This is a genomic window from Petropleomorpha daqingensis (assembly GCF_013408985.1).
Taxonomy (GTDB): domain Bacteria; phylum Actinomycetota; class Actinomycetes; order Mycobacteriales; family Geodermatophilaceae; genus Petropleomorpha; species Petropleomorpha daqingensis.
In genome coordinates, this window is sequence record NZ_JACBZT010000001.1 from 4,554,506 (window position 1) to 4,579,909 (window position 25,404).

At 73.5% G+C, this 25,404-nt stretch carries 26 protein-coding genes and 1 tRNA gene; 19 read left to right on the forward strand and 8 right to left on the reverse strand.

Annotated features, from left to right (window positions below; genetic code table 11):
• Positions 1-31: 31 nt before the first annotated feature.
• The 3 genes from GGQ55_RS22505 to GGQ55_RS22515 all read left to right on the forward strand — a co-directional run bounded on the left by GGQ55_RS22505 (position 32) and on the right by GGQ55_RS22515 (position 4,343).
• Positions 32-1,003 (forward strand): aldo/keto reductase, encoded by a 972-nt coding sequence (locus GGQ55_RS22505; RefSeq protein WP_179720588.1) that lies wholly within the window; start codon positions 32-34, stop codon positions 1,001-1,003.
• Positions 1,000-2,991: an AAA family ATPase gene (locus GGQ55_RS22510; protein WP_179720590.1), complete on the forward strand. Its 1,992-nt coding sequence runs from the start codon at positions 1,000-1,002 to the stop codon at positions 2,989-2,991. Before GGQ55_RS22505 ends, GGQ55_RS22510 begins: the two co-directional genes overlap by 4 nt.
• 170 nt (positions 2,992-3,161) lie before the next feature.
• Positions 3,162-4,343 (forward strand): multicopper oxidase domain-containing protein, encoded by a 1,182-nt coding sequence (locus GGQ55_RS22515; RefSeq protein ID WP_179720592.1) that lies wholly within the window; start codon positions 3,162-3,164, stop codon positions 4,341-4,343.
• Between the two features lie 16 nt (positions 4,344-4,359).
• Here GGQ55_RS22515 and GGQ55_RS22520 read toward each other — a convergent pair whose 3' ends face one another.
• Positions 4,360-4,629 (reverse strand): Rv3202a family protein, encoded by a 270-nt coding sequence (locus GGQ55_RS22520; RefSeq protein WP_179720594.1) that lies wholly within the window; start codon positions 4,627-4,629, stop codon positions 4,360-4,362.
• Between the two features lie 132 nt (positions 4,630-4,761).
• On the opposite strand from GGQ55_RS22520, the gene GGQ55_RS22525 reads away from it, so the two are divergent.
• The gene (locus GGQ55_RS22525) at positions 4,762-4,965 is read left to right on the forward strand and encodes a DUF5703 family protein (RefSeq protein WP_179720596.1); all 204 of its coding nucleotides are present in this window, start codon (positions 4,762-4,764) and stop codon (positions 4,963-4,965) included.
• Here the strand turns inward: GGQ55_RS22525 and GGQ55_RS22530 are convergent.
• The gene (locus GGQ55_RS22530; RefSeq protein WP_179720598.1) at positions 4,916-5,935 is read right to left on the reverse strand and encodes an NAD-dependent epimerase/dehydratase family protein; all 1,020 of its coding nucleotides are present in this window, start codon (positions 5,933-5,935) and stop codon (positions 4,916-4,918) included. The two genes, GGQ55_RS22525 and GGQ55_RS22530, sit on opposite strands and share 50 nt — an antisense overlap.
• 63 nt (positions 5,936-5,998) lie before the next feature.
• On the opposite strand from GGQ55_RS22530, the gene GGQ55_RS22535 reads away from it, so the two are divergent.
• Genes GGQ55_RS22535 through GGQ55_RS22545 form a run of 3 tightly spaced genes read left to right on the forward strand, consistent with a single transcriptional unit; the run spans position 5,999 to position 8,180 of the window.
• The gene (locus tag GGQ55_RS22535) at positions 5,999-6,730 is read left to right on the forward strand and encodes an IclR family transcriptional regulator (protein ID WP_218859389.1); all 732 of its coding nucleotides are present in this window, start codon (positions 5,999-6,001) and stop codon (positions 6,728-6,730) included.
• A 59-nt stretch (positions 6,731-6,789) separates the two neighbouring features.
• Positions 6,790-7,173, forward strand: coding sequence for a metal-sulfur cluster assembly factor (locus GGQ55_RS22540; protein ID WP_179720602.1), 384 nt, complete (start codon positions 6,790-6,792; stop codon positions 7,171-7,173).
• Positions 7,170-8,180 (forward strand): amidohydrolase family protein, encoded by a 1,011-nt coding sequence (locus GGQ55_RS22545; RefSeq protein ID WP_179720604.1) that lies wholly within the window; start codon positions 7,170-7,172, stop codon positions 8,178-8,180. The genes GGQ55_RS22540 and GGQ55_RS22545 overlap by 4 nt, the downstream gene beginning before the upstream one ends.
• A 54-nt stretch (positions 8,181-8,234) precedes the next feature.
• On the opposite strand, the gene GGQ55_RS22550 is transcribed toward GGQ55_RS22545, so the two are convergent.
• Both GGQ55_RS22550 and GGQ55_RS22555 read right to left on the reverse strand, forming a co-directional pair.
• Complete coding sequence (locus GGQ55_RS22550; protein WP_366490031.1) at positions 8,235-8,789, reverse strand: zinc-binding dehydrogenase; 555 nt, start codon at positions 8,787-8,789, stop codon at positions 8,235-8,237.
• Between the two features lie 61 nt (positions 8,790-8,850).
• On the reverse strand, positions 8,851-9,648 hold the full coding sequence (locus tag GGQ55_RS22555) for an SDR family oxidoreductase (RefSeq protein ID WP_179720608.1): 798 nt from the start codon (positions 9,646-9,648) through the stop codon (positions 8,851-8,853).
• 148 nt (positions 9,649-9,796) lie between these two features.
• Between GGQ55_RS22555 and GGQ55_RS22560 the strand changes: the two genes are divergently transcribed.
• A complete protein-coding gene (locus tag GGQ55_RS22560; RefSeq protein ID WP_179720610.1) occupies positions 9,797-10,396 on the forward strand; it encodes a hypothetical protein in 600 nt (199 codons plus the stop codon).
• Positions 10,397-10,450: 54 nt separating this feature from the next.
• Here the strand turns inward: GGQ55_RS22560 and GGQ55_RS22565 are convergent, their stop codons facing one another.
• The gene (locus GGQ55_RS22565) at positions 10,451-11,770 is read right to left on the reverse strand and encodes a M20/M25/M40 family metallo-hydrolase (RefSeq protein WP_179720612.1); all 1,320 of its coding nucleotides are present in this window, start codon (positions 11,768-11,770) and stop codon (positions 10,451-10,453) included.
• 150 nt (positions 11,771-11,920) lie between these two features.
• Between GGQ55_RS22565 and GGQ55_RS22570 the strand changes: the two genes are divergently transcribed.
• On the forward strand, positions 11,921-12,895 hold the full coding sequence (locus tag GGQ55_RS22570) for a GGDEF domain-containing protein (protein WP_366490034.1): 975 nt from the start codon (positions 11,921-11,923) through the stop codon (positions 12,893-12,895).
• A gap of 118 nt (positions 12,896-13,013) precedes the next feature.
• Here GGQ55_RS22570 and GGQ55_RS22575 read toward each other — a convergent pair whose 3' ends face one another.
• A complete protein-coding gene (locus GGQ55_RS22575) occupies positions 13,014-13,499 on the reverse strand; it encodes a hypothetical protein (RefSeq protein WP_179720614.1) in 486 nt (161 codons plus the stop codon).
• Between the two features lie 105 nt (positions 13,500-13,604).
• Between GGQ55_RS22575 and GGQ55_RS22580 the strand changes: the two genes are divergently transcribed.
• From GGQ55_RS22580 to GGQ55_RS22600, 5 genes are all read left to right on the forward strand, one after another.
• Positions 13,605-13,689 (forward strand) — tRNA-Leu (locus GGQ55_RS22580).
• A gap of 482 nt (positions 13,690-14,171) precedes the next feature.
• Positions 14,172-15,008, forward strand: coding sequence for an alpha/beta fold hydrolase (locus GGQ55_RS22585; protein ID WP_179720616.1), 837 nt, complete (start codon positions 14,172-14,174; stop codon positions 15,006-15,008).
• Between the two features lie 201 nt (positions 15,009-15,209).
• Positions 15,210-15,851, forward strand: coding sequence for a hypothetical protein (locus GGQ55_RS22590; protein ID WP_179720618.1), 642 nt, complete (start codon positions 15,210-15,212; stop codon positions 15,849-15,851).
• 221 nt (positions 15,852-16,072) lie between these two features.
• The gene (locus GGQ55_RS22595) at positions 16,073-17,299 is read left to right on the forward strand and encodes an epoxide hydrolase family protein (RefSeq protein WP_179720620.1); all 1,227 of its coding nucleotides are present in this window, start codon (positions 16,073-16,075) and stop codon (positions 17,297-17,299) included.
• 3 nt (positions 17,300-17,302) lie between these two features.
• Complete coding sequence (locus tag GGQ55_RS22600) at positions 17,303-18,502, forward strand: epoxide hydrolase family protein (RefSeq protein WP_179720622.1); 1,200 nt, start codon at positions 17,303-17,305, stop codon at positions 18,500-18,502.
• 23 nt (positions 18,503-18,525) lie between these two features.
• Here the strand turns inward: GGQ55_RS22600 and GGQ55_RS27350 are convergent, their stop codons facing one another.
• On the reverse strand, positions 18,526-19,197 hold the full coding sequence (locus GGQ55_RS27350) for a phosphatase PAP2 family protein (RefSeq protein WP_246323855.1): 672 nt from the start codon (positions 19,195-19,197) through the stop codon (positions 18,526-18,528).
• A 185-nt stretch (positions 19,198-19,382) separates the two neighbouring features.
• Between GGQ55_RS27350 and GGQ55_RS27355 the strand changes: the two genes are divergently transcribed.
• The 3 genes from GGQ55_RS27355 (at position 19,383) to GGQ55_RS22620 (ending at position 22,266) form a co-directional block, all read left to right on the forward strand.
• The gene (locus tag GGQ55_RS27355; protein WP_246323856.1) at positions 19,383-19,652 is read left to right on the forward strand and encodes a hypothetical protein; all 270 of its coding nucleotides are present in this window, start codon (positions 19,383-19,385) and stop codon (positions 19,650-19,652) included.
• Positions 19,653-19,876: 224 nt separating this feature from the next.
• Complete coding sequence (locus GGQ55_RS22615; protein WP_179720626.1) at positions 19,877-21,109, forward strand: epoxide hydrolase family protein; 1,233 nt, start codon at positions 19,877-19,879, stop codon at positions 21,107-21,109.
• 179 nt (positions 21,110-21,288) lie between these two features.
• Positions 21,289-22,266, forward strand: coding sequence for an alpha/beta fold hydrolase (locus tag GGQ55_RS22620; RefSeq protein ID WP_179720628.1), 978 nt, complete (start codon positions 21,289-21,291; stop codon positions 22,264-22,266).
• A 78-nt stretch (positions 22,267-22,344) separates the two neighbouring features.
• On the opposite strand, the gene GGQ55_RS22625 is transcribed toward GGQ55_RS22620, so the two are convergent.
• Complete coding sequence (locus tag GGQ55_RS22625) at positions 22,345-23,877, reverse strand: DHA2 family efflux MFS transporter permease subunit (protein ID WP_179720630.1); 1,533 nt, start codon at positions 23,875-23,877, stop codon at positions 22,345-22,347.
• A 202-nt stretch (positions 23,878-24,079) separates the two neighbouring features.
• Between GGQ55_RS22625 and GGQ55_RS22630 the strand changes: the two genes are divergently transcribed.
• Together GGQ55_RS22630 and GGQ55_RS22635 are read left to right on the forward strand one after the other, a co-directional pair.
• Positions 24,080-24,712, forward strand: a complete 633-nt coding sequence (locus GGQ55_RS22630; protein WP_179720632.1) for a DNA-3-methyladenine glycosylase family protein — start codon at positions 24,080-24,082, stop codon at positions 24,710-24,712.
• A gap of 59 nt (positions 24,713-24,771) precedes the next feature.
• Complete coding sequence (locus GGQ55_RS22635; protein WP_218859392.1) at positions 24,772-25,398, forward strand: M15 family metallopeptidase; 627 nt, start codon at positions 24,772-24,774, stop codon at positions 25,396-25,398.
• Positions 25,399-25,404: the final 6 nt, after the last annotated feature.

Sequence of the window (25,404 nt, forward strand, 5' to 3'; positions counted from 1 at the left end):
TCGTCGGCCCGCGCCGGTAGGTTGGCCGGTCGTGGAGCAACGGGCGCTGGGGCGCAGCGGCCTGGTCGTGTCGCGGCTGGCGCTGGGCACGATGACCTGGGGCCGCGACACCGACGAGGACGAGGCGGCGATGCAGCTGACCGCGTTCGTGGACGCCGGCGGCACCCTCATCGACACCGCCGACGTCTACGGCGAGGGCGACAGCGAGCGCACCCTCGGCCGGCTGCTGTCCGACGTCGTCCCCCGCTCCGACGTGCTGGTGGCCACCAAGGCGGTCGGCCGCACCGGCACCGGGCCGATGGGCCGCGGCGCCTCGCGCGGGCACCTGCTCGCCGCGCTCGACGCCTCCCTGGAGCGGCTCGGCACCGACCACGTCGACCTGTGGCAGCTGCACGCCTGGGACGACTCGACGCCGCTGGAGGAGACCCTCGTCGCGTGCGACACCGCCGTGGCCACCGGCCGGGTCCGCTACGTCGGCGTGAGCAACTTCACCGGCTGGCAGACCGCGCAGGCGGCGACCTGGCAGCGCGCCTGGCCGGGGCGCACGCCGCTGGTCAGCACCCAGGTGGAGTACTCGCTGCTGCAGCGGGGCGTCGAGCGCGAGGTCGTGCCCGCCGCCGAGGCGCTGGGCCTGGGCGTGCTGGCCTGGTCGCCGCTCGGGCGCGGGATCCTCACCGGCAAGTACCGGCACAGCACGCCGTCGGAGTCGCGCGGCGCCTCGCCGCAGTGGCAGGGCTTCCTCGACGGGCTGCGGACGGCGACCTCGGACCGGATCGTGGAGGCCGTGATCACCGCCGCCGAGGGGCTGGGCACCACCCCGCTCGCCGTGGCCCTGGCGTGGGTGCGCGACCGGCCCGGGGTCGCCGCCCCGGTCGTCGGCGCCCGCACCGCCGCGCAGCTGCAGACCTCGCTCGACGCGGAGAACGTCCGGCTGCCGGCCGCGATCCGCACCGCGCTCGAGGACGTCTCGGCCCCGCCGTTCGGGTACCCGGAGCGCCGATGACCGCGACCGTGACCGAGGACCAGGTCTTCGCCGCGTTCTGCGCGGCGGGCCTGTGGCCCGGGTTGGGCAAGCGGGCCGCCGCCGAGCTGCCCGCCGCCGGGATCACCACCCCCGACGACGTCACCGCCGACCGGCTGCTCAAGCTGCCGCGGGTCGGCCGGCAGCGCGCCGAGCGGCTGTTCTCGAGCTTCCTGTCCGCCCAGCCCGCCTACGAGGTGGTCGGACTGCTGGTCGGCGCGGGCCTGGAGGCGAAGCTGGCCGCGGGCGTGGCCGACGCGCTCGGGCACGACGCCGCCCGCAGGCTGCGCGACGACCCGTGGACCCTGCTCGCGCTGCCCGGCGTGTCGCTGGGCGACGCCGACCGGCTGGCGATCGCGATCCTGCCCGGCGCCGACCGGCAGGACTCCCGCCGCGGCCGGGCGATCGTCGCGCAGACCCTGCGGACGGCGACCCGCGACGGGCACACGGTGCTCCCGGCCGACCTGGTCGTCGCCGCGCTGCGGGCCGAGGGGATCACCGACCCGGCCGCCGCGGTCGTGGCGGCGGTCGAGGGCGGCGAGGTGCTCGAGCACGCGCCGCCATTCGATCCGGAGGCCGAAGACGACGAGCCCGACCCGGTCGATGGCTCCGGTCAGGGTTCCCTCGCGAGCGTGCGAGCGGAGGGGGGACCGGGGTCCTTCCAGCTCTCGCTGGCCCGCTACGGCATGGCCGAAGAGGCGGTCGCGGAGAACGTGCAGCGGCTGATGGCCACCGCCGAGCCGATCGCCGACCCGGTGTCGGTGCGCTCGGTGTCGAAGGGGCTGGACCAGGCGCAGGCCGCCGCGGTGGGCCAGATCCTCACCGCCGGGGTGTCGCTGCTGACCGGTGGGCCGGGCACCGGCAAGAGCCGGACCGTCGCCGCCGTCGTCCAGCTGCTGCGCAAGAAGGGCGCCGAGGTGGCGCTGGCGGCACCGACCGGGCGGGCGGCCAAGCGGCTGGAGGAGCTCACCGACCACCCCGCGGTGACGGTGCACCGGCTGCTCGGCGCCCAGGGCACGACGGGTGGCTTCTCGCGCAACGAGGAGTGGCCGCTGGACGCCGACGTCGTCGTGGTCGACGAGGCCTCGATGCTCGACGTCGAGCTGACCGCGGCGCTGCTGGAGGCCTGCCCCGACGGCACGCACCTGCTGCTGGTCGGCGACCCGGCGCAGCTGCCCTCGATCGGGCCCGGCCACGTGCTCGGCGACCTGATCGACTCCGCTGCCGTCCCGGTGACCGAGCTGACCACGCTGTACCGGCAGGCCGAGGGTGGCGCGATCGCCCGGCTCGCGACCGCGGTGCGCGGCGGGGACCTGCCGCCCGTCGACTCCCCCGACCGCGAGGTGGTCGTCGTCCCGGCGTCCGGGTCGGGCGAGGCCGCGCGGCGGGTGGTGCAGCTGGTCACCGACTCGATCCCGCGGGCGCTGGGCATCCAGCCCAGCTCGGTGCAGGTGGTCACGCCGGTGCACCGCGGGCCGGCCGGCACCATCGAGCTCAACAAGGCGCTCAAGGCCCAGCTCAACCCCGGGGACGGCACGGTGTTCGGCTTCGACGTCGGCGACCGGGTCGTGGCGACGGCCAACCACCTGGACCTCGAGCCGATCGGGTTCGCCAACGGCGAGGTCGGCGTCGTCACCGGGACCGGCGACGGCTCGCTGACCGTCGACTTCTCCTCCGGCCCGGTGACGGTAACCGGCAACGCGCTGCCCGACCTGCGCCACGGCTGGGCGATCACCGTGCACCGCGCGCAGGGCTCGGAGTGGCCCGGGGTGGTCGTCGTCCTGCCCCCGGAGGCCGGCGGGATGCTGTCGCGGCCACTGGTCTACACGGCGCTGACCCGCGCCCAGCAGCACCTGTCGATCGTGCACGCGAGCGGCGCGGCGCTGGCGCGAGCGGTCCGGGAGGTCGACGTCCGGCCGCGGCGCACCCGCCTGGCCCGGCTGCTCGCCGAGGCGGTCGAGGAAGGCTAGGCCCTCCCTCGCCGGGGGCGTTGCCGGTGACGCTGCGTGGCGGATCTCCGGGGGCGGCTGCCGTGCGGCGGCGTCCCGCCGCGGCTCGCGCGTCGAGGGGTTATCCGGTCCCCGCCGCCGCTGCCAGCCTGTGCGCGCTCTGTGAGACACGCAGACCGAGGCGGTGCGCCATGCACGAGGAGTCGCGGGACGTCGCACGACGGCGGCTGCCGGCCGCATCCCTCCTGGCGATGGGCGCGGCGCTCGTCGTCCTCGCCGGGTACCTGGTGCTGGTCACCACCGGCCGGCCGGCGGCCGGGCACGAGAGTGCGGGGACCACCCGGACGTACTACATCGCCGCGGACTCCGTGAGGTGGGACTACGCCCCGACGGGGAGCAACGGCATCACCGGCCAGCCGTTCGACGACGTCGCGAACGAGTTCGTCGCCGCGGGACCCGAGCGCATCGGCAGCGCCTACGTGAAGTCGCTGTACCGCGAGTACACCGACCGCTCGTTCAGCACGCTCACACCCCGCCCGGCGGCGTGGGAGCACCTCGGCTTCCTCGGGCCGGTCATCCACGCCGTCGTCGGCGACCGTGTCCGGATCGTGTTCAAGAACAACCTCGACCGGCCGGCCAGCGTGCACATGCACGGCCTCAAGTACGACAAGGGCGCCGAAGGGGCGCCGTACGCCGACGGCAGCACCGCGCGGCAGAAGGACGACGACGCGGTGCCACCCGGTGCGATCTACACCTACGACTACACGGTCCCCGAGCGCGCCGGTCCCGGCCCCATGGACCCCAGCTCGGTGATGTGGATGTACCACTCCCACACCGACGAGGTCGGCGACACCTACGCCGGGCTGGTCGGCCCGGTCATCGTCACCGCCCGGGGCCAGGCCCGGGCCGACGGGACGCCGCGCGGCGTCGACCGGGAGCTCGTCGCCGTCTTCCAGGTGAGCGACGAGAACCAGAGCCTCGACCTGCCCGCGAACCTGGCCGGTCTGCCGGCACCGCCGGACCCGGAGGACGAGGGGTTCGAGGAGTCGAACCTGATGCACGACATCAACGGCTACGTGTACGGCAACCAGCCGCTCGGGTCGGCGCCGGGCGAGGGCATGACGGTCAGGGCGGGGCAGCACGTCCGCTGGTACCTGATGGCCATGGGCACGGAGGTCGACCTCCACACGCCGCACTGGCACGGCAACACGGTGCTCGCCAACGGCATGCGCGTGGACGTGACCTCGCTGCTGCCCGCCCAGATGATCGTCGCCGACATGACACCGGACGACCCCGGCATCTGGCTGTTCCACTGCCACGTCAACGACCACATCCTGGCCGGGATGATGACCCGCTACCAGGTCCTCCCCTGACCGGTTCGGCGACCGGTCAGGTCAGGACGTCGTCGTCGTCCTCCGGTACCTCGGTCTCCTGCTCGAGGACGTCGGCGTCGTCGGCCTCCCGGTCGCCGATCCCGAACCGCGGCGCACCGGGCTCCCCCGGGTTGGCGGCGAGCTGCTGGTCCAGCGCGTCGGCCTCGGGGACGTCCTCCGGCGGCGCACTGGCCTCGCCGGCCACGGTCACCGCCGGCGGGTCGAGCAGCGCCTCCTGCTCCGCGCGGTCGGCGTCGGACACCTCGCTGGTGCCGGGATCGGTCACGTCGTCCTCCTCCGGATCCGTTCTGGGGCGGGTCTCATCGTGCCGCTGCCGCCGTCCCCCGGCAGGGTCGGGTTCCCACGATCAGGCAACGAACACATGACCAGGAGGCGTCGGAGGGGCACAATCGGCCGCATGGAGGCGGTCGCGGAGTGGGAGTTCGCGCCGCTGCGGATCCCACCGGGCACGTCCCGATCCGCAGCGGCGACCATGCTGAGCCTGCAGGCCGACACGGGGGGCTGGGAGCTGGCCCGCCTGCAGCTGCACGCCGACGGCACGCGCAAGGCGATCATGCGTCGTCGCGCACGCCTGAGCTACCTGCCGAAACCCGCGATCTAGTCGTGTAGGGGCCGGTCGGCTCCGGGTGGTAGCCCTTGGCGCCGACGGCGGCGGCCAGCGGGCTGCCCGGCGCCTCCCCCTGCCGGAGCAGCTCGAGCGCGCGCCGGAAGTCGTAGCGGGGCTCCCAGCCCAGCTCGGCGCGCGCCCTCTCGTTGACGTACACCCGGTCGATCGCCGGGAACATCCGCCAGCCGCGGGAGGCGTAGACCTCCGCGTGCTCGGGCACGACCCGCGCCAGCACGGCCGGCGCATCGCTGCGCAACTCCGCGAGGTCCTCGCGGTCGAACGGCGTGGTGGCGCTGATGACGTACCGGGCGAACCCGAGCTCGGGCGCCCGCCCCAGCGCGGCGACGTGGGCGCTGACGACGTCGGCCAGGTCGACCCGCCGGTGGAGCAGTTCGTTGACCCGCACGTTCTCGGCGTCGTAGGCACCGGCGACCGCGGCGTCGTCGTCCTCTTCGGGGAAGAACCGCGAGGTGCGCAGGACGACGCACGGCAGGCCGGCGTCGCGGGCGACGAGCTCGCACAGGTCCTCGGCGGCGACCTTGGTGACGCCGTACACGTTGCGCGGCCGCGGGACCACGTCCTCGGTGATCCAGGCCGCCGGCGCCCCGCTCCCGGGGGTCAGCGCCCGGCCGAACGCGCTGGTCGTGCTGGTGAGGACGAACCGGCCGACCCCGGCGTCGACCGCGGCCTCGAGCAGCGTGAGCGTCCCGCCGACGTTGGTGTCGACGAACTCCCGCCGGGTGTGCGTGCCGACGTGCGGCTTGTGCAGCGTCGCGGTGTGCAGGACGGCGTCGGCACCCACCACGGCCTCGCGGACGGCGTCGTCGTCGGTGATCGACGCGACCACGTCGGTGTGCGCCGACGGCAGCAGGTCGAGACCGACCGTCGCGTGCCCCGCCGCCCGCAACTCGCGCACGAGGGCCTCACCCAGATGCCCGGAACTGCCGGTGACCACGATGCGCACGGACCCCTGCCTACCAGGCGGCCGGTCTGCGATCGTGGGCGGCGACCGCGAGAGGAGCGGGTCGTGGGCGCAGGACAGCCGACACTGATCCAGTCCGTGCAGCGGGCCCTGCGCCTGCTCGAGGTGGTCGCCGACCACGGCGGCCGGGCCCGCGCCAAGGAGATCGCCCGCGCCGCGGGCCTCCCCCTCGCGACGACCTACCACCTGCTGCGCACCTGCGCCCACGAGGGCTGGCTGCAGCACCTCGACGACGGCTCCTACGTCCTCGGCCACCGCATCGACGTCGTCCGCGACCACGGGACGGCGGCCCGCGGCATCGCGCTGGCCCGCCCCGCACTGGAGTGGCTGCGCGACGAGCTGCACGGCGCGGTCTACCTGGGCCGCTACGTCGACGGCGAGATCCTCGTGGCCGACATCGTCGACAGCCCGCGCACACCGCGGATCGAGCTCTGGGTCGGCATCCACGACGCCGCGCACGCCACCGCGCTGGGCAAGTCCATCCTCGGCCAGCTGCCGGCCGCGGACCGCGAGGACTACCTGTCCCGGCACCCGCTGCACGACCTCACGCCGCGGACCGTGGTCGACCGGCGCCGGCTGCGGCTGCCCGGCCCCGGGGAGGTCGCGGTCGACGAGGGCGAGTACGCGGTCGGCATCCGCTGCTGCGGCGCGGCGGTGCCCACGCCGGAGGGCGTGGTGGCGGTCGCCGTCGTCCTCTCCCCCACCGTCGGCGATCCGCGACCCGCGCTGCGGACCGGCGCCGGACGGATCGCCCGCGCGCTCGCCCTCGCCGGGTGAGCACCATCTGAAATCGCGGCCCTTCTCCCAGGTCGGGCCGCGGGCCGACCATGCTGCGCATGACGTCCGGTCCCGCGCCGGAATGGGCGGTCCGCGCCCTGTCCGACGTCTACGACCCGTGCTGCCGCGAGAAGGGCATCTCGGTGGTGGACATGGGCCTGCTGCGCTCGGTCGCGGTGCACGACGGCCACGCGCGCGTGGAGCTGCTGCTGACCTCGGGCTGGTGCCCGTTCGCCGCCCGGGTGCTCACCGACGTCGAGGAGGCGATCGGCGCGCAGCCCGGCATCGACTCGTGCGAGGTCGAGATCGTCTGGGACGAGACCTGGACCCCCGACCGCATGTCGGCGTCGGCCACCCGCGCCCTGCGCTTCCTGCCCGACCCGGTCGCCGTCGGCGACCGCGACGCCTACCTGTCCCGCCTCACCCGAGGAGCCCAGCCATGATCGGCGACGCGTTCGTCTTCGACGGGGTCGCGCACCCGTTCAACTTCACGCCCAAGAACGCCTACGGCCAGCCCGGGGAGATGTTCAACAACCACCTCTACGCCTTCCACCAGGTGCTGACCCCGGAGAACGAGCCGAAGCTCTCGGCCGAGCAGTTCCTCAAGGAGTGGACGCCGTCCGACATCCGGCAGATGGTCTACGACGACTCCGACACCGACATGCTCGTCGCGATGCCGCTGCCGCTGACCGACCTGTTCCGCGACGGGCTGTCACCCTGGGAGACCTGCGCCGACCTCGCCACGCGCGATCCCGACCGGACGATCTTCTGGGGCTCGGTCAACCCGCTGGAGGGGCGCAGGGCGCTAGACCTGATGGAGCGGCAGGTCGGCGAGTTCGGCGCGAAGGCGTTCAAGTTCTACAACGTCCGCTACGACTACGGGACGCCGTTCCCGTGGCGGATGGACGACCCGCAGGTGGCCTTCCCGGTCTTCGAGAAGGCGCAGGAACTGGGCATCAACCTGATCGGCGTGCACAAGGGCGTGCCGCTGGGTCCGCAGCCGGTCGAGGCGACCCAGACCTGGGACATGGACGGCGCCGCGGCGAACTTCCCCGACATCAACTTCGTGATCTTCCACGTCGGGCTGCCGTTCATCGACGAGACCTGCTGGCAGCTGATCCGCTTCCCGAACCTCTACGCCTCGATCGCCGCGACGCTGAACTTCGTCGTCCGGGCGCCGCGGAAGTTCGCGGAGATGCTGGGCAAGCTGCTGTTCTGGTGCGGCGAGGACAAGATCGTCTACGGCTCGGAGGCGCCGATCTGGCAGCCGCAGTGGGCGCTGCGGGCGTTCTGGGAGTTCTCGATCCCGCAGGACCTGTGCGAGGGCTACGGCTATCCGCAGCTCACCGAGCAGGCCAAGCGCAAGATCCTCGGCGAGAACCTGCTGCGGCTGCACGGCATGGACGTCGAGGAGACCAAGGCCCGGCTCGGCCGCCCGCAGTCCCACTGAAAAACGGGGTGTGCGGAGTGCCACGGGCGCGGAAACCGCGCCGTGGCACTCCGCTCAGGGCAGCAGGACGACCTTGCCCACCGTGCTGCGCGAGGCCAGCGCCGTGAGCGCCTCCGGCGCCCGGTCCAGCGGCAGCGCCTGGCTGACCAGCGGGTCGATCTCGCCCTTGGCCCAGAGGCGGCCGAGCTCCTCGTGCACGGTGCCGAAGACCGCGGGGTCGTGCTTGCGGTAGAGCCCCCAGTGCAGGCCGACGACGCTGTAGTTCTTCACGAGCACGTGGTTGGCCGGCACCTCGGGGATCCGCCCGCTGGTGAAGCCGACGACGACCAGCCGGCCCTCGAACGCGATGCACTTGCGGCTCTTGTCGAAGACGTCCCCGCCGACGGGGTCGTAGATCACGTCGGCGCCGCGGCCGTTCGTGACGTCCTTGACCACCGAGACGAAGTCCTCGGTCGTGTAGTCGATGGCGTGGTCGGCGCCGAGCTGGCGGCAGACCTCGACCTTGCGCTCGCCCCCGGCGGTGGCGATGACCGTGGCGCCGGCCGCCTTGCCCAGCTGGATGCCGGCGACCCTGCCAGACGCCGCCCGCCCGCCCTCACGGGGTCTCACCCTCGCGGTGCGGTCGCCGCCCTCGCGGTATGTCGCGAGAGTCGCGACCACACCGCGAGGGTCAGCGCATGCCGGGTGGGCGCAGCGCCTCGGGGACGACGGCGGTCTCGCCGGCCGCCGTCTTCGCCGACGGCACGCCCTTGAACCGGTACGGGATCGTGCCGACCCCGGGCTGGACGACGTAAGCCGCTCCCGGCTCGCCGGACTCCCAGGCCATGACCATCGCGTCGGCGACCTCGGCGGCGGAGAGCACCGGGAAGTTCGCCGCGGTGAAGTGCTCGCGGATCCGGTCGATGATCGCGGTGTCGGCGAAGCCCGGGCAGATCGCGGTGATCGTCGTCCCGTCGGCGGCCAGCCGCGGCGCCATCGAGCGGACGAACGCGATCGCCCCGCCCTTGGCCACGCTGTAGCCGGGGTCGCCGGCCATCGGCGAGAGCCCGGCCAGCGACGCGGTCACCACGATCGCTCCCCCGCCGGCCCGCCGGATCGCCGGTGCGGCGGCGACCGCCCCGTAGACGACGCCGAACAGGTCGATGTCGACGACCCGCAGGAACTCGTCGAGGTCGAGGTCGCCGTCGGACTTCTCGGCCGAGATGCCGGCGTTGAGGTACGCGGCGTCCAGCCGGCCGTGCTCGGCCTCCACCTGCGCGACGACCGCCTCGTTGGCGGCGCGGTCGGTGACGTCGAGGACGACGAACGGGCAGCCGAGCTCCTCGGCGACCGCCCGGTTGCGCTCGCTGTCGAGGTCGGCGAGGACGGCGGTCACCTCCCGCTCGCGGAGCTTCGTGGCGAGAGCGCGGCCGAAGCCGCCCGTTCCGCCGGTGATCAGGGCGACGCTGCCGGGCGCGAGAGAACTCACCCCCGCATCACACCACGCGACGCGCCGTCCGCCGGAGGTCCCCCCGGAAGTCGGGACCTTGGGCCTGTGAGCAGGACTTTTCGGCACGTCGTCGCAGGTGGGCGCCTCCGCGACGGTGATCTCAGGACACCACGACAGGAGAAGTCGGATGACGACAACCGAGCGCCAGAAGAGCTACACCCTCGAAGAGACCGGCGGACCGGCCGCCGCCGCGCCGGAGACCACGACCCAGCGGTGGACGCGCTACGTCGCCGCGACCATCCGGCTCAGCCTCGGCTGGACCTTCCTCTGGGCGTTCCTCGACAAGACGTTCGCCCTCGGCCACGAGACCGGCGTGGACGCCAAGACCGGCGTCGTCGACTACTTCGGCCCGGCGGCCTGGATCCACGGCGGCTCCCCCACGGCCGGGTTCCTCGGCTTCGCCACCAAGGGCCCGCTGGCCGACTTCTACGGCAACCTGGCCGGCAACGCGGTCGTCGACTGGGTCTTCATGATCGGTCTGCTCGGCATCGGCCTCGCGCTGATCCTCGGGATCGGCATGCGGATCGCCGCCGTCTCCGGCGCCCTGATGCTGGTGCTGATGTGGAGCGCGGTGCTGCCGCCGGCGAACAACCTGTTCATGGACGACCACCTCGTCTACGCCCTCGTCCTCGGCCTGATCACCCTCCTCGGTGCCGGCCGGACGTGGGGCTTCGGCACGCGGTGGGAGCGCATCCCCTTCGTGCAGGAGCACGGCTGGCTGAAGTAGCCGCTCCCACCCCGGCAGCCGGTGCCGCCCGCGCGGCACCGGCTGTCGGCACGTCTAGGCCGAGCGCAGGAAGCGGTCGAGGACCCGGATGCCGAACTGCAGCGACTCGATCGCGACCCGCTCGTCGATGCCGTGGAACAGCGAGGCGAAGTCCAGCTCCGGCGGCAGCTTCAGCGGCGAGAACCCGAAGCAGCGCATCCCGAGGCGCTCGAAGCTCTTGGCGTCGGTGCCGCCGCTCATCGTGAAGGGCACCGGCCGCGCGCCGTCGTCCTCGGCGCACAGCGCGGCGACCATCGCGTCGACCAGCGGGCCGTCGAACGTCGTCTCCACGGCCTGGTCGTGCACCAGCCACTCGCGCTGCACCCCCTCGCCGATCAGCGAGGCGAGCTGCCGCTCGAACTCCTCCTCCTGCCCGTAGAGGAACCGGCCGTCGACGGTCGCCGAGGCGCTGCCCGGGATGACGTTGGCCTTGTAGCCGGCGTCGAGCATGGTCGGGTTGGCGGTGTTGCGCAGGGCCGCGCCGATCATGCGGGAGATCGAGCCCAGCCGGGACAGCGCCTGCTCGGGCTCGTCGGGGTCGATCTCGATGCCGTAGGCCTCGCTGACGGCGTCGAGGAACTGGCGCATCGGCGGGGTGAGCACGGTGGGCAGCCGCGCCGAGCCGATGCGGGCGACCGCCTCGCAGAGCCGGGTGACCGCGTTGTCGTCGTGCACGAACGAACCGTGCCCGGGCCGGCCGCCGGCGGTCAGCCGCATCCAGGCCAGGCCCTTCTCGGCGGTCTGCACGAGGTAGAGACGCAGGTCGTCGCGGACGGTGATGGAGAAGCCGCCGACCTCGCTGATCGCCTCGGTGCAGCCCTCGAACAGGTCGGGGTGCTCGTCGACGAGGAACCGCGCGCCGAGCCGGCCGCCGGCCTCCTCGTCGGCGACGTAGGCCAGGACGATGTCCCGCGGCGGCTGAACGCCGGTGCGCGCCCACTCGCGCACGAGCGCGAGCACCATCGCGTCCATGTCCTTCATGTCGACCGCGCCACGGCCCCAGACGTAGCCGTCGCGCTCCTCGCCCGAGAACGGGTGGACGCTCCACTCCGACGGATCGGCGGGGACGACGTCGAGGTGCCCGTGCACCAGCAGCGCAGGCCGGCTGCTGTCCGCGCCCGGGATGCGGGCGACCAGGCTGGCCCGGCCGCGCTCGGACTCGAGGATCTGCGAGCCGATGCCCACCTCGTCGAGCTTGCCCGCGACCCACTCGGCGGCGGCCCGCTCCCCCGCGCTGGTGGCGGTGTCGCCGGTGTTGGTCGTGTCGATCCGGATCAGCTCGGACAGGAGCTCGGCGACCTCGGCCTGGGCCTGCGACTGCGTGGGGCTGCTCACGCCGTCGAGCCTAGGTCGGGGCGGTCAAGCGCTCTCACCCCGGAGGGTGACGGGGCACTGCTCCCGCACCCCCGACCTGCCGATGCCTGGTGCGTGAGGATGCCGGATGCGCTGCGGGCCCGTGACCCGCGCAGCGCCGCACGCAGTGCGGTGCTGATCCTCGCTGTCTGCGGCACGGCGCTGGCCGGGCTCACCCTGGCCCAGAACGCCACGACCGGTGTCGACGTCGCGTCGTGGTTCGGGGTGGCCGGCCTGCTGTCCGCCGCGGCCGTCTGCTGGTTCGTCGCGCCCGAGCGGCTGGACCGGATCGGGGTGTGCCTCGCGCTCGCGCTGGGCGGCGTCCTGCTGACCAGCGCGCTGAACTTCCTGACCTCAGACACCAGCATCACCGGCCAGTCCTTCCTGGCCTTCCCGGTGCTGTGGGCGGCGTCGCACCTGCGCCGCCGCGCCGCCCTGCTCGTGACCGGCGTCGCCCTGGCCGCCGACGCGCTGAGCCTCTACCTGCAGCTGCCGGTCGAGCCGGCGACCACCGACCTCGCCTTCTTCGGCGCGGTGCTGGTCGTCATGGCCGTCATGCTCGTGCGGGCCAACGACACCCAGGAGGGACTGGTCGCCGCGCTGCAGGAGCAGGCCGCCGTCGACTCCCTCACGGGGCTGGTCAACCGGCGCTCCTTCGACGGCGCGCTGCAGACCGCGCTCGAGGCGCCGTGCGGCACCGGCACGGGGCTGGTGCTCATCGACGTCGACGCGTTCAAGACGATCAACGACACGCACGGCCACCCGGTCGGCGACGACGTCCTGGTCCACCTGGCCGGGGTGCTGCGCCGGCAGGTGCGGGCCGACGACGCCGTCCTGTCGCGGCTCGGCGGGGACGAGCTGGCGGTGCTGCTGCCCGGCTGCACCCTCGAGGTCGCCGCGCGGCGCGCCGACGAGCTGCTGACCGCCGTCCGGGCCGAGCCCCTGACCCTGGCCGACGGCACGCTGCTCTCGCTGTCGATCAGCGTCGGTGTGGCGCACCTACCGCAGCGCGCCGGCGATCTACGCGCGCTGTACTCGGCCGCCGACGGCGCGCTGTACGAGGCCAAGCGGGGCGGGCGCGGCCGGGTGGCCGTCGCCGGTCGCTGACCGGCTCAGCCGACCACCCAGTCGAACAGCACGACGCCGCCGTAGATCCCCAGGACGGCGACGACCAGGTAGTACAGCCACCAGGTCGTCCGGCTGCGGGACCGTTCGGACGGCGGGGTCACCGGTGCGCGTCCCTGACGGTGGACAGCCGCAGCAGCAGCGGGGCCGCGCCGAGGACCAGGAAGACGACGCCGCCGACCACGTAGCCCAGCGCGATCCCCTCCCCCATCGGCGGGTCGAAGCCGTCGCGCAGGAAGTTCCAGCCCAGCGTGAGGGCGAGCACCGGCCAGGCCAGGAACAGCGGCCTGGGCGCGCCCAGCACCGCGGCGCCCCAGCTGACCGCGAGCAGGCACAGCAGCGCGCAGGCGACGGCGATCAGCAGCGCCGCACCGGTGTGCGACCGGCACGGGCCGTCGGCGAGCCCCGCGTCGCCGTCGGCGCACGAACCGCCGACCGCGGTCGCGGACCGGAGCAGCATCGACAGCAGCGTGATCGCCGCAGCTCCCGCGGCGATGCCGAGCCCGAGCACCGCTGCGGCGAGCACACGCCGCAGAACCCCACCGCTGCGCACCATGGCGGACGCCGTCGTCACACCTTGGGTCACGATTCGGTCACGGCGAGGAACACTAGGCCCTCGGACGCCCCGGATGGAAGAGCCGAGGGGTGCGTCGTGTCGCGGGACCGGTCGGGTACTCTGAGCACCGCACTCGTCCGGGTGGCGGAATGGCAGACGCGCTAGCTTGAGGTGCTAGTGCCCTTTATCGGGCGTGGGGGTTCAAGTCCCCCCTCGGACACTCGTCAGATCTCCGGAGACACCCTTCACCCGTGCCTCCGGACCTCTTTCATACGGAGTCCCCCGGAGCGCCCCGCGGGTAGGCGGGGACGGATCAATACGGGTGGCGTCGAGCGGTTCCGGCGACGGCCCGGAGCGGTAGCCTGTGCGGCCTGAGTCACAGCGGCGGAGGTGCGCCATGACGGCGACCGAGTCCTCGACCATCCCTCGGCCCAACGGCAGCGAGGTCCCGCACGTCGACGTCCTGGTGGTCGGCAGCCCGACCACATAGGGCTGCGTGCCTGGTCGGACCCGGCGGACGTCAACTCCGAGCAGGAGAAGCGCTCGCAGCGGCCGCTGTTCCGGCACGTCGACCGGGAGCCCTGGACGCGCGTGACCGGGCACGACCAGGAGATGCGGATCCTGCGGAAGGCCGAGCTTGACGACGGGTCGCTGGTCTACAGCTGACCATCCGCCCTTTCCCAGTTCAGTGAGGAGCACACCATGCCGCAGACGGCCGTCCGCACCGGAGTGGCGCTGAACTACGAGATCACCGGCGAAGGCGAGCCGGTGCTGCTGATCATGGGGACGTCGGGCTCGCTCCCGCTGTGGGGCGAGGTCGTGCCCCGGCTGGCGGAGGAGTACCAGGTCATCGCCTTCGACCTCCGCGGGCTGGGGGGCAGCGAACGGGGTGAGGGCCAGATGAGCGTCGCCTCGCTGGCCGAGGACGCCTCGGCTCTGCTGGAGGCACTGGAGATCCCGCGCGCGCACGTCATGGGGTGGTCACTCGGGTCGGCGATCATCCAGGAGATGGCGCTCGCGCACCCGGAGCAGGTGGCGAGCGCGATCCTCTACGCGACATGGGCACGCTGCGACGGCTACCAGCGCGCCATTCTCTCCGCCCTGCGGACGCCGTACGTCCACCGCGACATGGACGGTGCGATCGCCGCTTCGGGTCTGGTGTTCTCACCGCAGCTGCTCGACCACCCCGACCTCGCGGCGATGGTGGAGGCGATGCTTCCGGCCTTCCCGCAGACCGAGGCCCAGATGGCGGCGACCGTCGACCAGTGGGACGCCGACCTCGTGCACGACACCCTCGACCGGCTGGGCGGGGTCACCGTCCCCACCTTGGTCATCGTCGGCGAGCAGGACGTGCTGACGCCGCCCTACCAGGCGAAGGCCGTGGCCGACGCCATCCCCGGTGCGCGCTATGAGTTCGTCACCGGCCCCGGCTCGAGCCACGCTCTGCACCTGGAGCGCCCCGAGGACCTGATCCGCATCGTCACAGGCTTCCTGCACGACAACGCCATCGAGCGCCGGCCGATGCCCGTGGGCTCGTAACGGTGCCGACCATGAGGACGTGGACGAGGAGCTGCTGTCCCGGTTCCGGTGGACGCTGACCGGCGCGGGCCTCGCACAGGGCAGGAAGCAGCCGTGAGGACGTCGCCCCGGGGCCACCGGCGGGTGCAGCGGATCCCGTCCCCTCCCCGGCTGCCGCGTCGGACGGTCGCGAGATTCGCGGCGGACCTGCGCCCTCAGGTCGTGGACGTCCTCACCGACCTGCCGCGGTTCCTCGTGGCCCCGCTGCTGCGGCCCTGGCACCGCAGATGGGGCGCCACCGAGGACGAGGTGGCCGCTACGATGCCCGGCGACGAGCTGCTCCCGCACGCCCCGTACCGGTGCACGCGGGCGATCACCGTCGCCGCCCCGCCGGACGAGGTGTGGCCGTGGCTGGTCCAGGTCGGTTACCGGCGCGGCGGCTGGTACGCCGACGACCTGCTGGACAACTTCGGCCGGCCGAGCACCCGGGAGCTCCTCCCCGAGTTCCAGGACCTCCACGTCGGCCAGCACCTGGCGTGGGGGCCCCGGGCCTCGGAGCGCTCGGCGTTCCGCGTCGAGGGCTTCGTCGTCCCGGAGTGGCTGCTGTGGCGGATGCCGAGCCGGACCTGGGCCTGGCGGCTGGTTCCCCTGTCCGACGGCCGGACCCGGCTGATCAACCGGATCCACACGGCCTACGAGTGGTCCCGCCCCGGATGGGTGCTGGGCACGGTGCTGCTGTGCGAGGTCGCCGACTTCGCGATGATGCGCCGGATGCTGCGCGGGATCCGGGATCGCGCCGAGACCGAGCACCGGCGCCGGGCGGCGCAGCCGTCGGCCCGCCCGGCGCCGGCCCCGGTGCGCTGACGTCAGGGGCGAGCCGTCACCCGCTGATCGCTGGCTGCGATCACCGGCCGTCCCGACATGCCGAGGGCAGGGTCTTTCGTCCCTCCTCGCCGCCCCGGCGCCGGGCCAGGGTGTCGGGCGTCCCGGAAGCCGAGATCGTGCCCGGGCCGCTCGTGAGGTCCTGCACCGTCCACGGTCTGCGGCTTCCCCGCGCCGAGTTCCAACAGAGGGGCAGGCCGCACATGACAACTCTGGAGACGCGGGCCGGCAGTGCCATCCGCCCGTTCCAGGTGCAGATCTCCGACGACGCGCTCGACGACCTGCGGCGCCGCCTGACCGCGACCCGCTGGCCGAGCAAGGAGCTGGTCGACGACCGCTCCCAGGGCGTGCAGCTGGCCACGATGCAGGCCCTGTGCCGCTACTGGGCCACCGAGTACGAGGGCCGCCGGGTGGAGTCGCGGCTCAACGCGCTGCCGCAGTTCACCACCGAGATCGACGGCGTCGACGTCCACTTCCTGCACGTGCGCTCGGCGCACGAGGACGCGCTGCCGCTGATCGTGACCCACGGCTGGCCCGGCTCGGTGATCGAGCTGCTCGACGCCGTGGGCCCGCTCACCGACCCGACCGCGCACGGCGGCACGGCCGAGGACGCGTTCCACCTCGTGCTGCCGTCGGTTCCCGGCTACGGCTTCTCCGGCGAGCCGGCGGAGCTCGGCTGGGACTCCGGCCGCACCGCGCGGGCCTGGCCGGAGCTCATGCGCCGCCTCGGCTACGACCGCTACGTGGCCCAGGGCGGGGACGTCGGTGCCGCGATCACCGACGCCATGGGCCGCATCGGTCCAGAGGGCCTGATCGGCATCCACACCAACCTGTTCGTGCCGGCCCTGGGCGGCACCATGCCCACCGACACCGATGAGGAGAAGGCAGCGGTCGCCCAGATCGCCACGTTCCGGCAGACCGGGTTCGGCTACTTCCTCGAGCAGGCCACCCGGCCGCAGACGATCGGTTACGCGCTGCTGGACTCCCCCGTCGCGCTGGCCGCCTGGATGCTCGACCACGACACCGACTCCTACTACAAGATCGCCCGCGCGTTCGTCGACGGCCAGCCGACCGGCAACCTCACCCGGGACAACGTGCTGGACAACATCACCACGTACTGGCTGACCGGCACCGGCGCCTCGGCCGCCCGGTCCTACTGGGAGAGCGGACAGGCGCAGGCGCGCGCCGCCGCGGCCGGCCAGACCCCGCCGCCGGTGAAGGTCCCGTTCGGCTTCACCACGTTCCCCGGCGAGATCTGGCGGACACCGCGCAGCTGGGCGGAGAAGGCCTATCCCACCCTCAGCTACTTCCACGTGGCCGAGCGCGGCGGGCACTTCGCCGCGTGGGAGGAACCCGAGTTGTTCGCCGCGGAACTGCGGGCGGCGTTCCGGCCGCTGCGTGCCCCGCTGGTCCCCTCGCCGCGGGGCTGAGCCGTGACCACCGTCGAGCAGGAGACCGGCAGCGGGATCCGCCCGTTCCACGTCGAGATCTCCGCGGAGGCGCTCGACGACCTGCGCCGGCGCCTCGCGGCGACCCGCTGGCCGCGCCGGGAACTCGTCGACGACCGGTCGCAGGGCGTGCAGCTGGCCACGATCCAGGAGGTGGCCCGCTACTGGATGGGCGATTACGACATGCGCCGGGTCGAGGCCCGCCTGAACGCGCTGGCGCAGTTCACCACCGAGATCGACGGCGTCGACGTCCACTTCCTGCACGTGCGCTCGCCGCACGAGGCCGCGCTGCCGCTGGTCATGACCCACGGCTGGCCCGGCTCGGTGATCGAGCTGCTCGACGCCGTGGGCCCGCTCACCGATCCCACGGCCCACGGAGGCACGGCCGAGGACGCGTTCCACCTCGTGCTGCCGTCCATCCCCGGCTACGGCTGGTCCGGTGCACCCACCCAGCTCGGCTGGGACCCCGGCCGCGTCGGCCGGGCCTGGGACACGTTGATGCACCGCCTCGGCTACGACCGGTACGTCGCGCAGGGCGGCGATCTGGGCGCCTACGTCGTCGACGCCATGGGCCGCCAGGCACCCGAGGGCCTGCTCGGCATCCACGCCAACCTGCTGGTCGCGATGCCGGCCGACGGCAGCGCGCGGCGGTCGGAGACCGAGGAGGAGAAGACGGCGCTGGCCGCGATCGCCGAGCGCACGGCGACCGGGTTCGGCTACTTCGTCGAGCAGGCCACCCGCCCGCAGACCATCGGCTATCCGCAGGTCGACTCACCGGTCGCCCTGGCCTCCTGGCTGCTCGACCACGACACCGACAGCTACCACAAGATCTCCCGCGCCTTCCTCGACGGGGAGCCGTCGGGCAACCTCACCCGCGAGCACGTCCTGGACAACATCACCCTGTACTGGCTGACCGCCACCGGGACCTCGGCGGCCCGCGCGTACTGGGAGACCGGACAGGCCCAGGCCCGCGCCGGCGGACACGCCCCTCCCCCGGTCACCGTCCCGGCCGCGTTCACCACGTTCCCCGGCGAGGCGTTCGCCGCGCCGCGCAGCTGGCTCGAACAGGCCTATCCCACTCTCACCTACTACAACCGGGTCGACCGGGGCGGCCACTTCGCCGCGTGGGAGGAGCCGGAGCTGTTCGCCACCGAGGTGCGGGCGGCGTTCCGGTCCCTGCGCTGACCGCAGCGGAGCCGGCTGCGGGCTCACGAGGAAACGAACCGGCTCGCCCGCAGCCGCGCCGCTCCCCACCCGACGAGCTCGCCGACGCTCGCGCCGATCACGGCTCCGATGACCACGTCGCCCGGGTAGTGCACCCCGGTGTGCACCCGCGAGTAGCCGACCGCGCAGGCCAGCAGGCGCAGCGGGGCGGCCACCGTCGGCAGGGTCTGGCCGACCGCGTTGGCGAACGCGAAGGCGGAGGCGGCGTGCCCCGAGGGGAAGGACGCCGAGTGCGGCATCCGGACCTGACGGTCGGCCGGCACGTGCGCCGAGACGGGGTCCGGTCGGCTGCGACGCGCCGCCTGCTTGAAGCCGAGGTTGACGACGGCGGAGTCGACCGCGAGGGCCATCACCCCCGAGGCGGCCGCACGCCGCCCCTGCCTACCGCCGACGGCGGCCAGCACCCCGGCGGCCCCGAGCCACAGCTTTGACCGGTCGGCGGCGGTCGACAGCCGACGCATCCCCGGGTCCAGCGTGGGCGTGGGGGTCTCGGCCACTGCGCGGTACACCGCCCGGTCGATCGCGCCGAACTCGCTCAACGCCGCGATCGCCCGCGCTCGCACGGTGGGCATCGACCGGGCCTGCTGCGCGGCCAGCCGGTCGGCCAGCCGCTCCTCGGCGGCCCGTATCGGGCCGTCCGTGTCCTCCGCAGCCATCGCGCCCGCCTCTCCGCTCCGGGGCCGCCTGACCGGGGGCGGCAGGTTCACCCTGGCCCGGCCGACGCGGTCGCGGTGAGCTTTCGACGACCGCGCGGTCGGCCGGAGCCGGAGTTCGGGGGTGCACCTCGCCGGCGTCGTCGACCCGGTCGGTCTTCTCGGCGTGGCCGCCGAACCCCTTGCGCATGGCCGAGAGCACCCGGTCGGCGAACTGGTCGAGGTCGCGCGACCCGAACCGGGAGAACAGCGCGGAGGTGAGCGTGGGCGCCGGCACGCCGGCCTCGACGGCGGCGATCGCCGTCCACCGACCCTCGCCGGAGTCGGAGACCCGGCCGGAGAACTCCGCCAGGCCGGGCGAGCGGACCAGGGCCGTCGCGGCCAGGTCCAGCAGCCAGGACTGGATGACGCTGCCGCGCCGCCAGACCTCGGCGACGTCCTCGACGGCCAGCTCGTAGCGGTGGAACTCGGGGTGCTCGAGCGGAGCGGTCTCGGCGTCCGCCGTCCGCGGGTGCAGGCCGACGTCGGCGTCCCTGAGAATGTTCAGGCCCTCGGCGTAGCCAGGCATGGGGAGATGGAACCAAGCCGCCGAGCTCGGTGTGGGGCCGTTCGCCCCTGGTGTTGCGGAGCCGTCGGGTCGGACGGTGGCGACTCCCCCGATCCGGACCAGGGACAGGGCGCCATGACAGCAGTCGAGCAGCAGGCGGGCAGCGCCGTCCGTCCGTTCCGCCTGGAGATCCCGGACGAGGTGCTCGCCGATCTCCGACACCGCATCGCCGCCACCCGCTGGCCGGGTCCGGAACTGGTGGAGGACCGCTCGCAGGGGGTGCGGCTGGCCGCGCTCCGGGCGCTGGCCGGCTACTGGGCCAGCGAGTACGACCTGCGGCGCTGCGAGACGCGGTTGAACGCGCTGCCGCAGTTCAGCACCGAGATCGACGGCATCGATCTCCACTTCGTGCACGTCCGCTCACCGCACCCGGACCTGCTGCCGCTGGTCATCACGCACGGCTGGCCCGGCTCGGTGATCGAGCTGCTGGACGTCGTCGGCCCGCTGACCGACCCGACCGCGCACGGCGGCTCGGCCGCAGACGCCTTCGACCTGGTGCTGCCCTCGCTGCCCGGGTACGGGTTCTCGGCCGCGCCGGTCGAGCTCGGCTGGGATGCGGGCCGCATCGCGCGCGCCTGGGCGGAGCTGATGCGCCGCCTCGGCTACGAGCGGTACGTCGCCCAGGGTGGCGATCAGGGGGCCGGCGTCACGGACGCGATGGCCCAGCAGGCGCCGGACGGGCTGCTCGGCATCCACCTGAACCTGCTCCGCACGGCGCTGGCCGGCGCCGACGGACTTCCCGCGGACACCGAGGAAGAACGCGCGGCCCAGGAAGCGATCGCGACCTTCCGGACCTCGGGGTTCGGCTACTTCTTCGAGCAGAGCACCAGGCCGCAGACGATCGGCTACGCGCTGCTGGACTCCCCCGTCGCGCTGGCCGCCTGGATCCTCGACCACGACACGGACAGCTACGAGAAGATCGCCCGCGCCTTCCTCGACGGCCGGCCCTCCGGCGGTCTCACCCGGGACCACGTCCTGGACAACATCACCCTGTACTGGCTGACCGGCACGGGCGGCTCCGCGGCGCGGTCGTACTGGGAAGGCGGGCGCGCCCAGGCTCGGGCGGCCGCGGCTGGGCAGGCGCCACCGCCGGTCGCGCTCCCGGTCGGGTTCACCACGTTCCCCGGCGAGATCTTCCGGGCCCCGCGCAGCTGGGCGGAGAGGGTCTACCCCCACCTCACCTACTTCTCCGAGGCGGAGAGGGGCGGGCACTTCGCGGCCTGGGAGGAGCCCGAGCTGTTCGCCGAGGAGCTCCGAGCCGCCTTCGCCCCGCTGCGCGTAGCCCGGATCCCCGAACCGCGTCACTGATCCCCGCGGTTGAACATCCCTCCACGCCGCGTTCCGACATGCCGGATCCAGAGCCGTTGGTCCCTCTGCGCAACTGCCTCGCGGGTCCAGGGTGTCGGGCGTCCCGGAAGCCGTGGCCGTGCCCGGGCCCATCGTGAGGTGCTGCCTGCCCCGCCATCCAGGCCCAGCAGGAGGCCCCCATGTCCTCGTCGCCCACAGCGCCCCAGAGCACCGATCCGACCACCACGACGGTGCCGACCCCACGGGATGGCTCCACCGACACTGTCGTACCTGCAGCAAGCTTCGGCGACGGCCTACCCGCGGACCTCCGCGAGGGCTACGCCGACATCGGCGACGGCCTGCGGCTGCACTACGTCGAGGCCGGCGAGGGGCCACTGGTCCTGCTCCTGCACGGCTTCCCCGAGTTCTGGTACGCCTGGCGCGCCCAGATCGCCCCGCTCGCCGCGGCGGGGTTCCGCGTGGTGGCACCCGACACGCGTGGCTACAACCTCTCGTCCCGACCGCAGGACGTCGACGCCTACGCCACCGTCGTCCTGGCCGACGACGTCCGGAAGCTCATCACCGAACGCGGCGCCGAGTCCGCGATCGTGGTCGGGCACGACTGGGGCGGCACCCTGGCCTGGACCCTCGCCATGGACTACCCCGAGGTCGTCGACAAGCTGGCCATCCTCAACGCCGCCCATCCACGGAAGCTGTCGCAGGGACTGCACCACCCCGGCCAGCTGCGCCGGTCCTGGTATTTCTTCTTCTTCGATCTCCCCGACCTGCCCGAGACCGTCGTGCAGGCCAACGACTGGCACTTCTTCCGGCACTTCCTCCGCGACGCCCGGCCGCCGCTCACCCCGGAGCGGACACAGCGCTACATCGACGCATGGGCGCAGCCCGGCGCCGCCACCGGGATGATCAACTACTACCGCTCGTCGGTACGGACCCCGCCGAAGCAGGCGGAGGCCGCGATCCGGCCGATCGAGGCACCCACGATGGTCATCTGGGGACAGGCCGATTCCTACCTGAACCCCGACCTCGCCGAACCCGAGCACGACGACGTCCCCCACCTGCACCGGGTCGAACGCCTCGAGGGCGCCTCCCACTGGGTGCACCACGACGAGGCCGAGCGCGTCAACCGGCTGCTCATCGACTTCTTCACCCCCGTCTGACCGAGTCCAACCGGATGATGTTCGGGTTCTGACCCGACATCGCGGGGCGCCCACCCGAGGACTGTCAGGACCGGCCGATCACCCACCCGCGGCGGCACCCTCCGACCGGTCGTGGTGCCCGCCCCGCAGCGGTGGCGCATCGAGCGCGCAGTGCAGTTCGCGGTCGTGCGGATGCAGCTGGCCGGGAACCCGGGCCGGGTTCTTGATCGTGACCGCGGCCAGGAGCCCGCCGGCCACGCAGAGCACCGCGGAGATGAGCACCGCCTCCCGGAAGCCGGACAGCAGGAGCTCGGGGTGGAGATAGGCGTCCCCGGTGATGCCGGCGACCACGGGCAGGACGGCGACGGCGAGCAGCCCGGCGATCCGCGCGACGTCGTTGTTGACCGCCGAGGCGATCCCGGCGTGCTCCGCGGGCGCGGCGTTCATCGCCGTGGACGTCAACGGCGCGACGTTGATCGCCAGGCCCAGGCCGAACACGAGGACGGCGGGCAGCACCTGCGTGAGGTAGTCCCCGCCCGCGTCGATCCGGGTCAGCATGGTCAGCCCGGCGCCGATGACCAGCGGGCCCACGGACATCTGCAGCCGGGGGCCGATCCGGGCGGCCAGCGCACCCGACCGGGCCGACAGCGCGAGCATGATCACGGTGACCGGGAGCAGCGCCAGCCCCGACTGCAACGGCGTGTAGCCGGCGACGACCTGCAGGACGACCGGCAGCAGGAACAGCGCGCCGCCCAGGGCTGCGTACACGACGAACGTGACCGCGTTCGCGGCCGAGAACTGGACCGAGCGGAAGATCCGCAGCGGCAGCATCGGGTTGGCCACCCGCTGTTCCAGCAGCAGGAAGACGACGGCGAAGAACACGCCCCCGGCGAGCGCCCCGACGACGACCGCCGAGCCCCATCCCCGGACCGGGCCCTCGGTCAGGCCGTACGTGATGCCGACCAGGGCCAGGGTGATCGCCACAGCCCCGCGCACGTCGAGCGGCCCGCCGTCGTCGGGGGCCCGGGACTCCGGCACGTGCCGGTTGGCCATCAGCACCACCGCCACCGCGACGGGCAGGTTGATGAGGAACACGAGCCGCCACGAGGCAGCACTGATCAACCAACCGCCCAGGAACGGCCCGACGGCGCCGGCCACCCCACCGAAGGCCGACCAGGCCCCGATCGCGCGCGACCGGTCCTCCGGCACGAACGACGCCTGGAGGATGGCCAGGCTGCCCGGCGTGAGCAGCGCGGCGCCGACCCCCTGCAGCGCCCGGGCGAGAACCAGCCAGAACGCGCTGGGCGCGAGACCGCACAGCAACGAGGCGGCGGCGAACCAGATCACCCCGACGACGAAGACCCGCCGCCGGCCGTAGCGGTCGCCCAGCGTGCCGCCGAGCAGCAGCAGGCCGGCGAGAGTGAGGGTGTAGGCGTTGGAGACCCACTGCAGCGCGTCCACCCCGGCGGAGAAGTCCCGACCGATCGCGGGCAGCGCGATGCCCACGACCGTCGCGTCGAGGAAGGCGATCCCCGAGCCGAGCACCGCCGCCGCCAGGGCCCAGCGTGCCGCCGCGGTGCCGTAGTGCAGGCCGGGACCGGCATCCCCCTCGACCGGACGCGCGGCACTCATGTGCCGCGCAGCGGCCGCAGGGGCGGCCGGTCGGTGATCGTCGTCGACACCATCGTCCTCACCGCCTCCTCGCCTCGGAGGACTTCATCGGTCGCGCTGCTCGGCGACCTGATCCTGCCCGTCCCGACGGCGCCTGTCGCCCGTCGAAGTCACTGGTCAGCCACGTGCTGGTGGCGGCCTCCGGCGCCTAGGATCCGCGGCCGTGACGCAGACCGTCGACCTGGCACGCGCTCACCTCCGCGCCGCCGACCCCGTCATCCGGCGACTGATCGACGAACGACCGGACTTCGATCCACGGGCCTGGCTGGCCGAGCTGCCGGCGATGGACCTGTTCGGCGCCCTGTTGTTCCAGGTGGCCGGCCAGCAGCTGTCGGTGGCCGCGACCCGCCGGACGCTGGCCCGCATCGAGGCCCTGTTCGGCGATCGGTTCCCCTCCCCTACCGAACTCCTGGACGTCGAACCCGCCGTCCTGCGCGAGGCCGGGCTGTCCTGGCGGAAGATCAGCACCCTCCGCGACCTCGCCGAGCGGTTCTCGGACGGCCGGCTGGACGCCGAGGCCCTCAGCCGGCAGCCGGACGACGACCTGCTGGCCGAGCTCACCGCCATCCCGGGCATCGGCCCGTGGACCGTGCAGGGGGCCTTGATCCTCGCGCTCCAGCGGGAGGACGTCGTCCTGCCGGGCGACCTCGCTCTCCGCAAGGCGGTCCGCGCCGCCTACCGGCTCGACCACCTGCCGACCCAGGACGAGGTGCTCGCCATCGCCGAGCCCTGGCGGCCGTACCGCAGCCTGGCCACCAGCTACCTCTTCTCGGCCGCGTTCGAGCCGCCGGCGTAAGGCGCACGTGAGCGGAAGCGTGACGCCCGCTCGACGGCGCTTCCGGGACGGTGCCGGCCATGACCTCGATGCGCACGACCCCGCGACCTCGGGCCAGCAGTGCCTCGTCCGCTGCCCGGCGTCTGGTGCCGGTCGCGGCCGGACTCGTCCTCCTCACCGCCACGGTGCTCGCCGGCACCCGCGCCGCGCCGCGGGTCGGGACCGCCGTTCCTGCGGGCCCCGCCCAGGCGCAGGAGCGCAACGACCGGGAGGTGCCCGACGATCCTCGCCTGCGCGAGGACCACGTCGATCCGTTCGACGACGGCCACCCGGCCATCACGGGGCTCCGGCCCGCGCTGCGCGCCGCCCTGCAGGACGCAGCGCGCGACGCCGACGCGCAGGGCGTCGACATGTGGGTCACGTCGGGACGGCGCAGCCTCGCCTACCAGCAGGAACTGCTCGACGAGGCGGTCCGGCGCTACGGCAGCCTCGACGAGGCGCTCCGGTTCGTCGCCTCGCCGGACACGTCGCGGCACGTGACCGGGGACGCGGTCGACATCGGTCCGACGGAGGCCGACGACTGGATGATCCGCCACGGTGCCGACCACGGCCTCTGCCAGACGTACGCGAACGAGCTGTGGCACTTCGAGCTCGCGACGGAGCCCGGCGGGACGTGCCCGGCACCCCGCGCGGACGCCGCCGGCTGACGGCGA

Coding starts and splice junctions, on each gene's coding strand:
- GGQ55_RS27355 (WP_246323856.1), top strand. CDS start 19,383: ATGGCCGAGAGCACCCGGTCGGCGAACTGGTCGAGGTCGCGCGACCCG.
- GGQ55_RS22525 (WP_179720596.1), top strand. CDS start 4,762: ATGGAGGCGGTCGCGGAGTGGGAGTTCGCGCCGCTGCGGATCCCACCG.
- GGQ55_RS22625 (WP_179720630.1), bottom strand. CDS start 23,877: ATGAGTGCCGCGCGTCCGGTCGAGGGGGATGCCGGTCCCGGCCTGCAC.
- GGQ55_RS22620 (WP_179720628.1), top strand. CDS start 21,289: ATGTCCTCGTCGCCCACAGCGCCCCAGAGCACCGATCCGACCACCACG.
- GGQ55_RS22635 (WP_218859392.1), top strand. CDS start 24,772: ATGACCTCGATGCGCACGACCCCGCGACCTCGGGCCAGCAGTGCCTCG.
- GGQ55_RS22585 (WP_179720616.1), top strand. CDS start 14,172: ATGCCGCAGACGGCCGTCCGCACCGGAGTGGCGCTGAACTACGAGATC.
- GGQ55_RS22560 (WP_179720610.1), top strand. CDS start 9,797: ATGACGACAACCGAGCGCCAGAAGAGCTACACCCTCGAAGAGACCGGC.
- GGQ55_RS22510 (WP_179720590.1), top strand. CDS start 1,000: ATGACCGCGACCGTGACCGAGGACCAGGTCTTCGCCGCGTTCTGCGCG.
- GGQ55_RS22595 (WP_179720620.1), top strand. CDS start 16,073: ATGACAACTCTGGAGACGCGGGCCGGCAGTGCCATCCGCCCGTTCCAG.
- GGQ55_RS22545 (WP_179720604.1), top strand. CDS start 7,170: ATGATCGGCGACGCGTTCGTCTTCGACGGGGTCGCGCACCCGTTCAAC.
- GGQ55_RS22540 (WP_179720602.1), top strand. CDS start 6,790: ATGACGTCCGGTCCCGCGCCGGAATGGGCGGTCCGCGCCCTGTCCGAC.
- GGQ55_RS22515 (WP_179720592.1), top strand. CDS start 3,162: ATGCACGAGGAGTCGCGGGACGTCGCACGACGGCGGCTGCCGGCCGCA.
- GGQ55_RS27350 (WP_246323855.1), bottom strand. CDS start 19,197: ATGGCTGCGGAGGACACGGACGGCCCGATACGGGCCGCCGAGGAGCGG.
- GGQ55_RS22615 (WP_179720626.1), top strand. CDS start 19,877: ATGACAGCAGTCGAGCAGCAGGCGGGCAGCGCCGTCCGTCCGTTCCGC.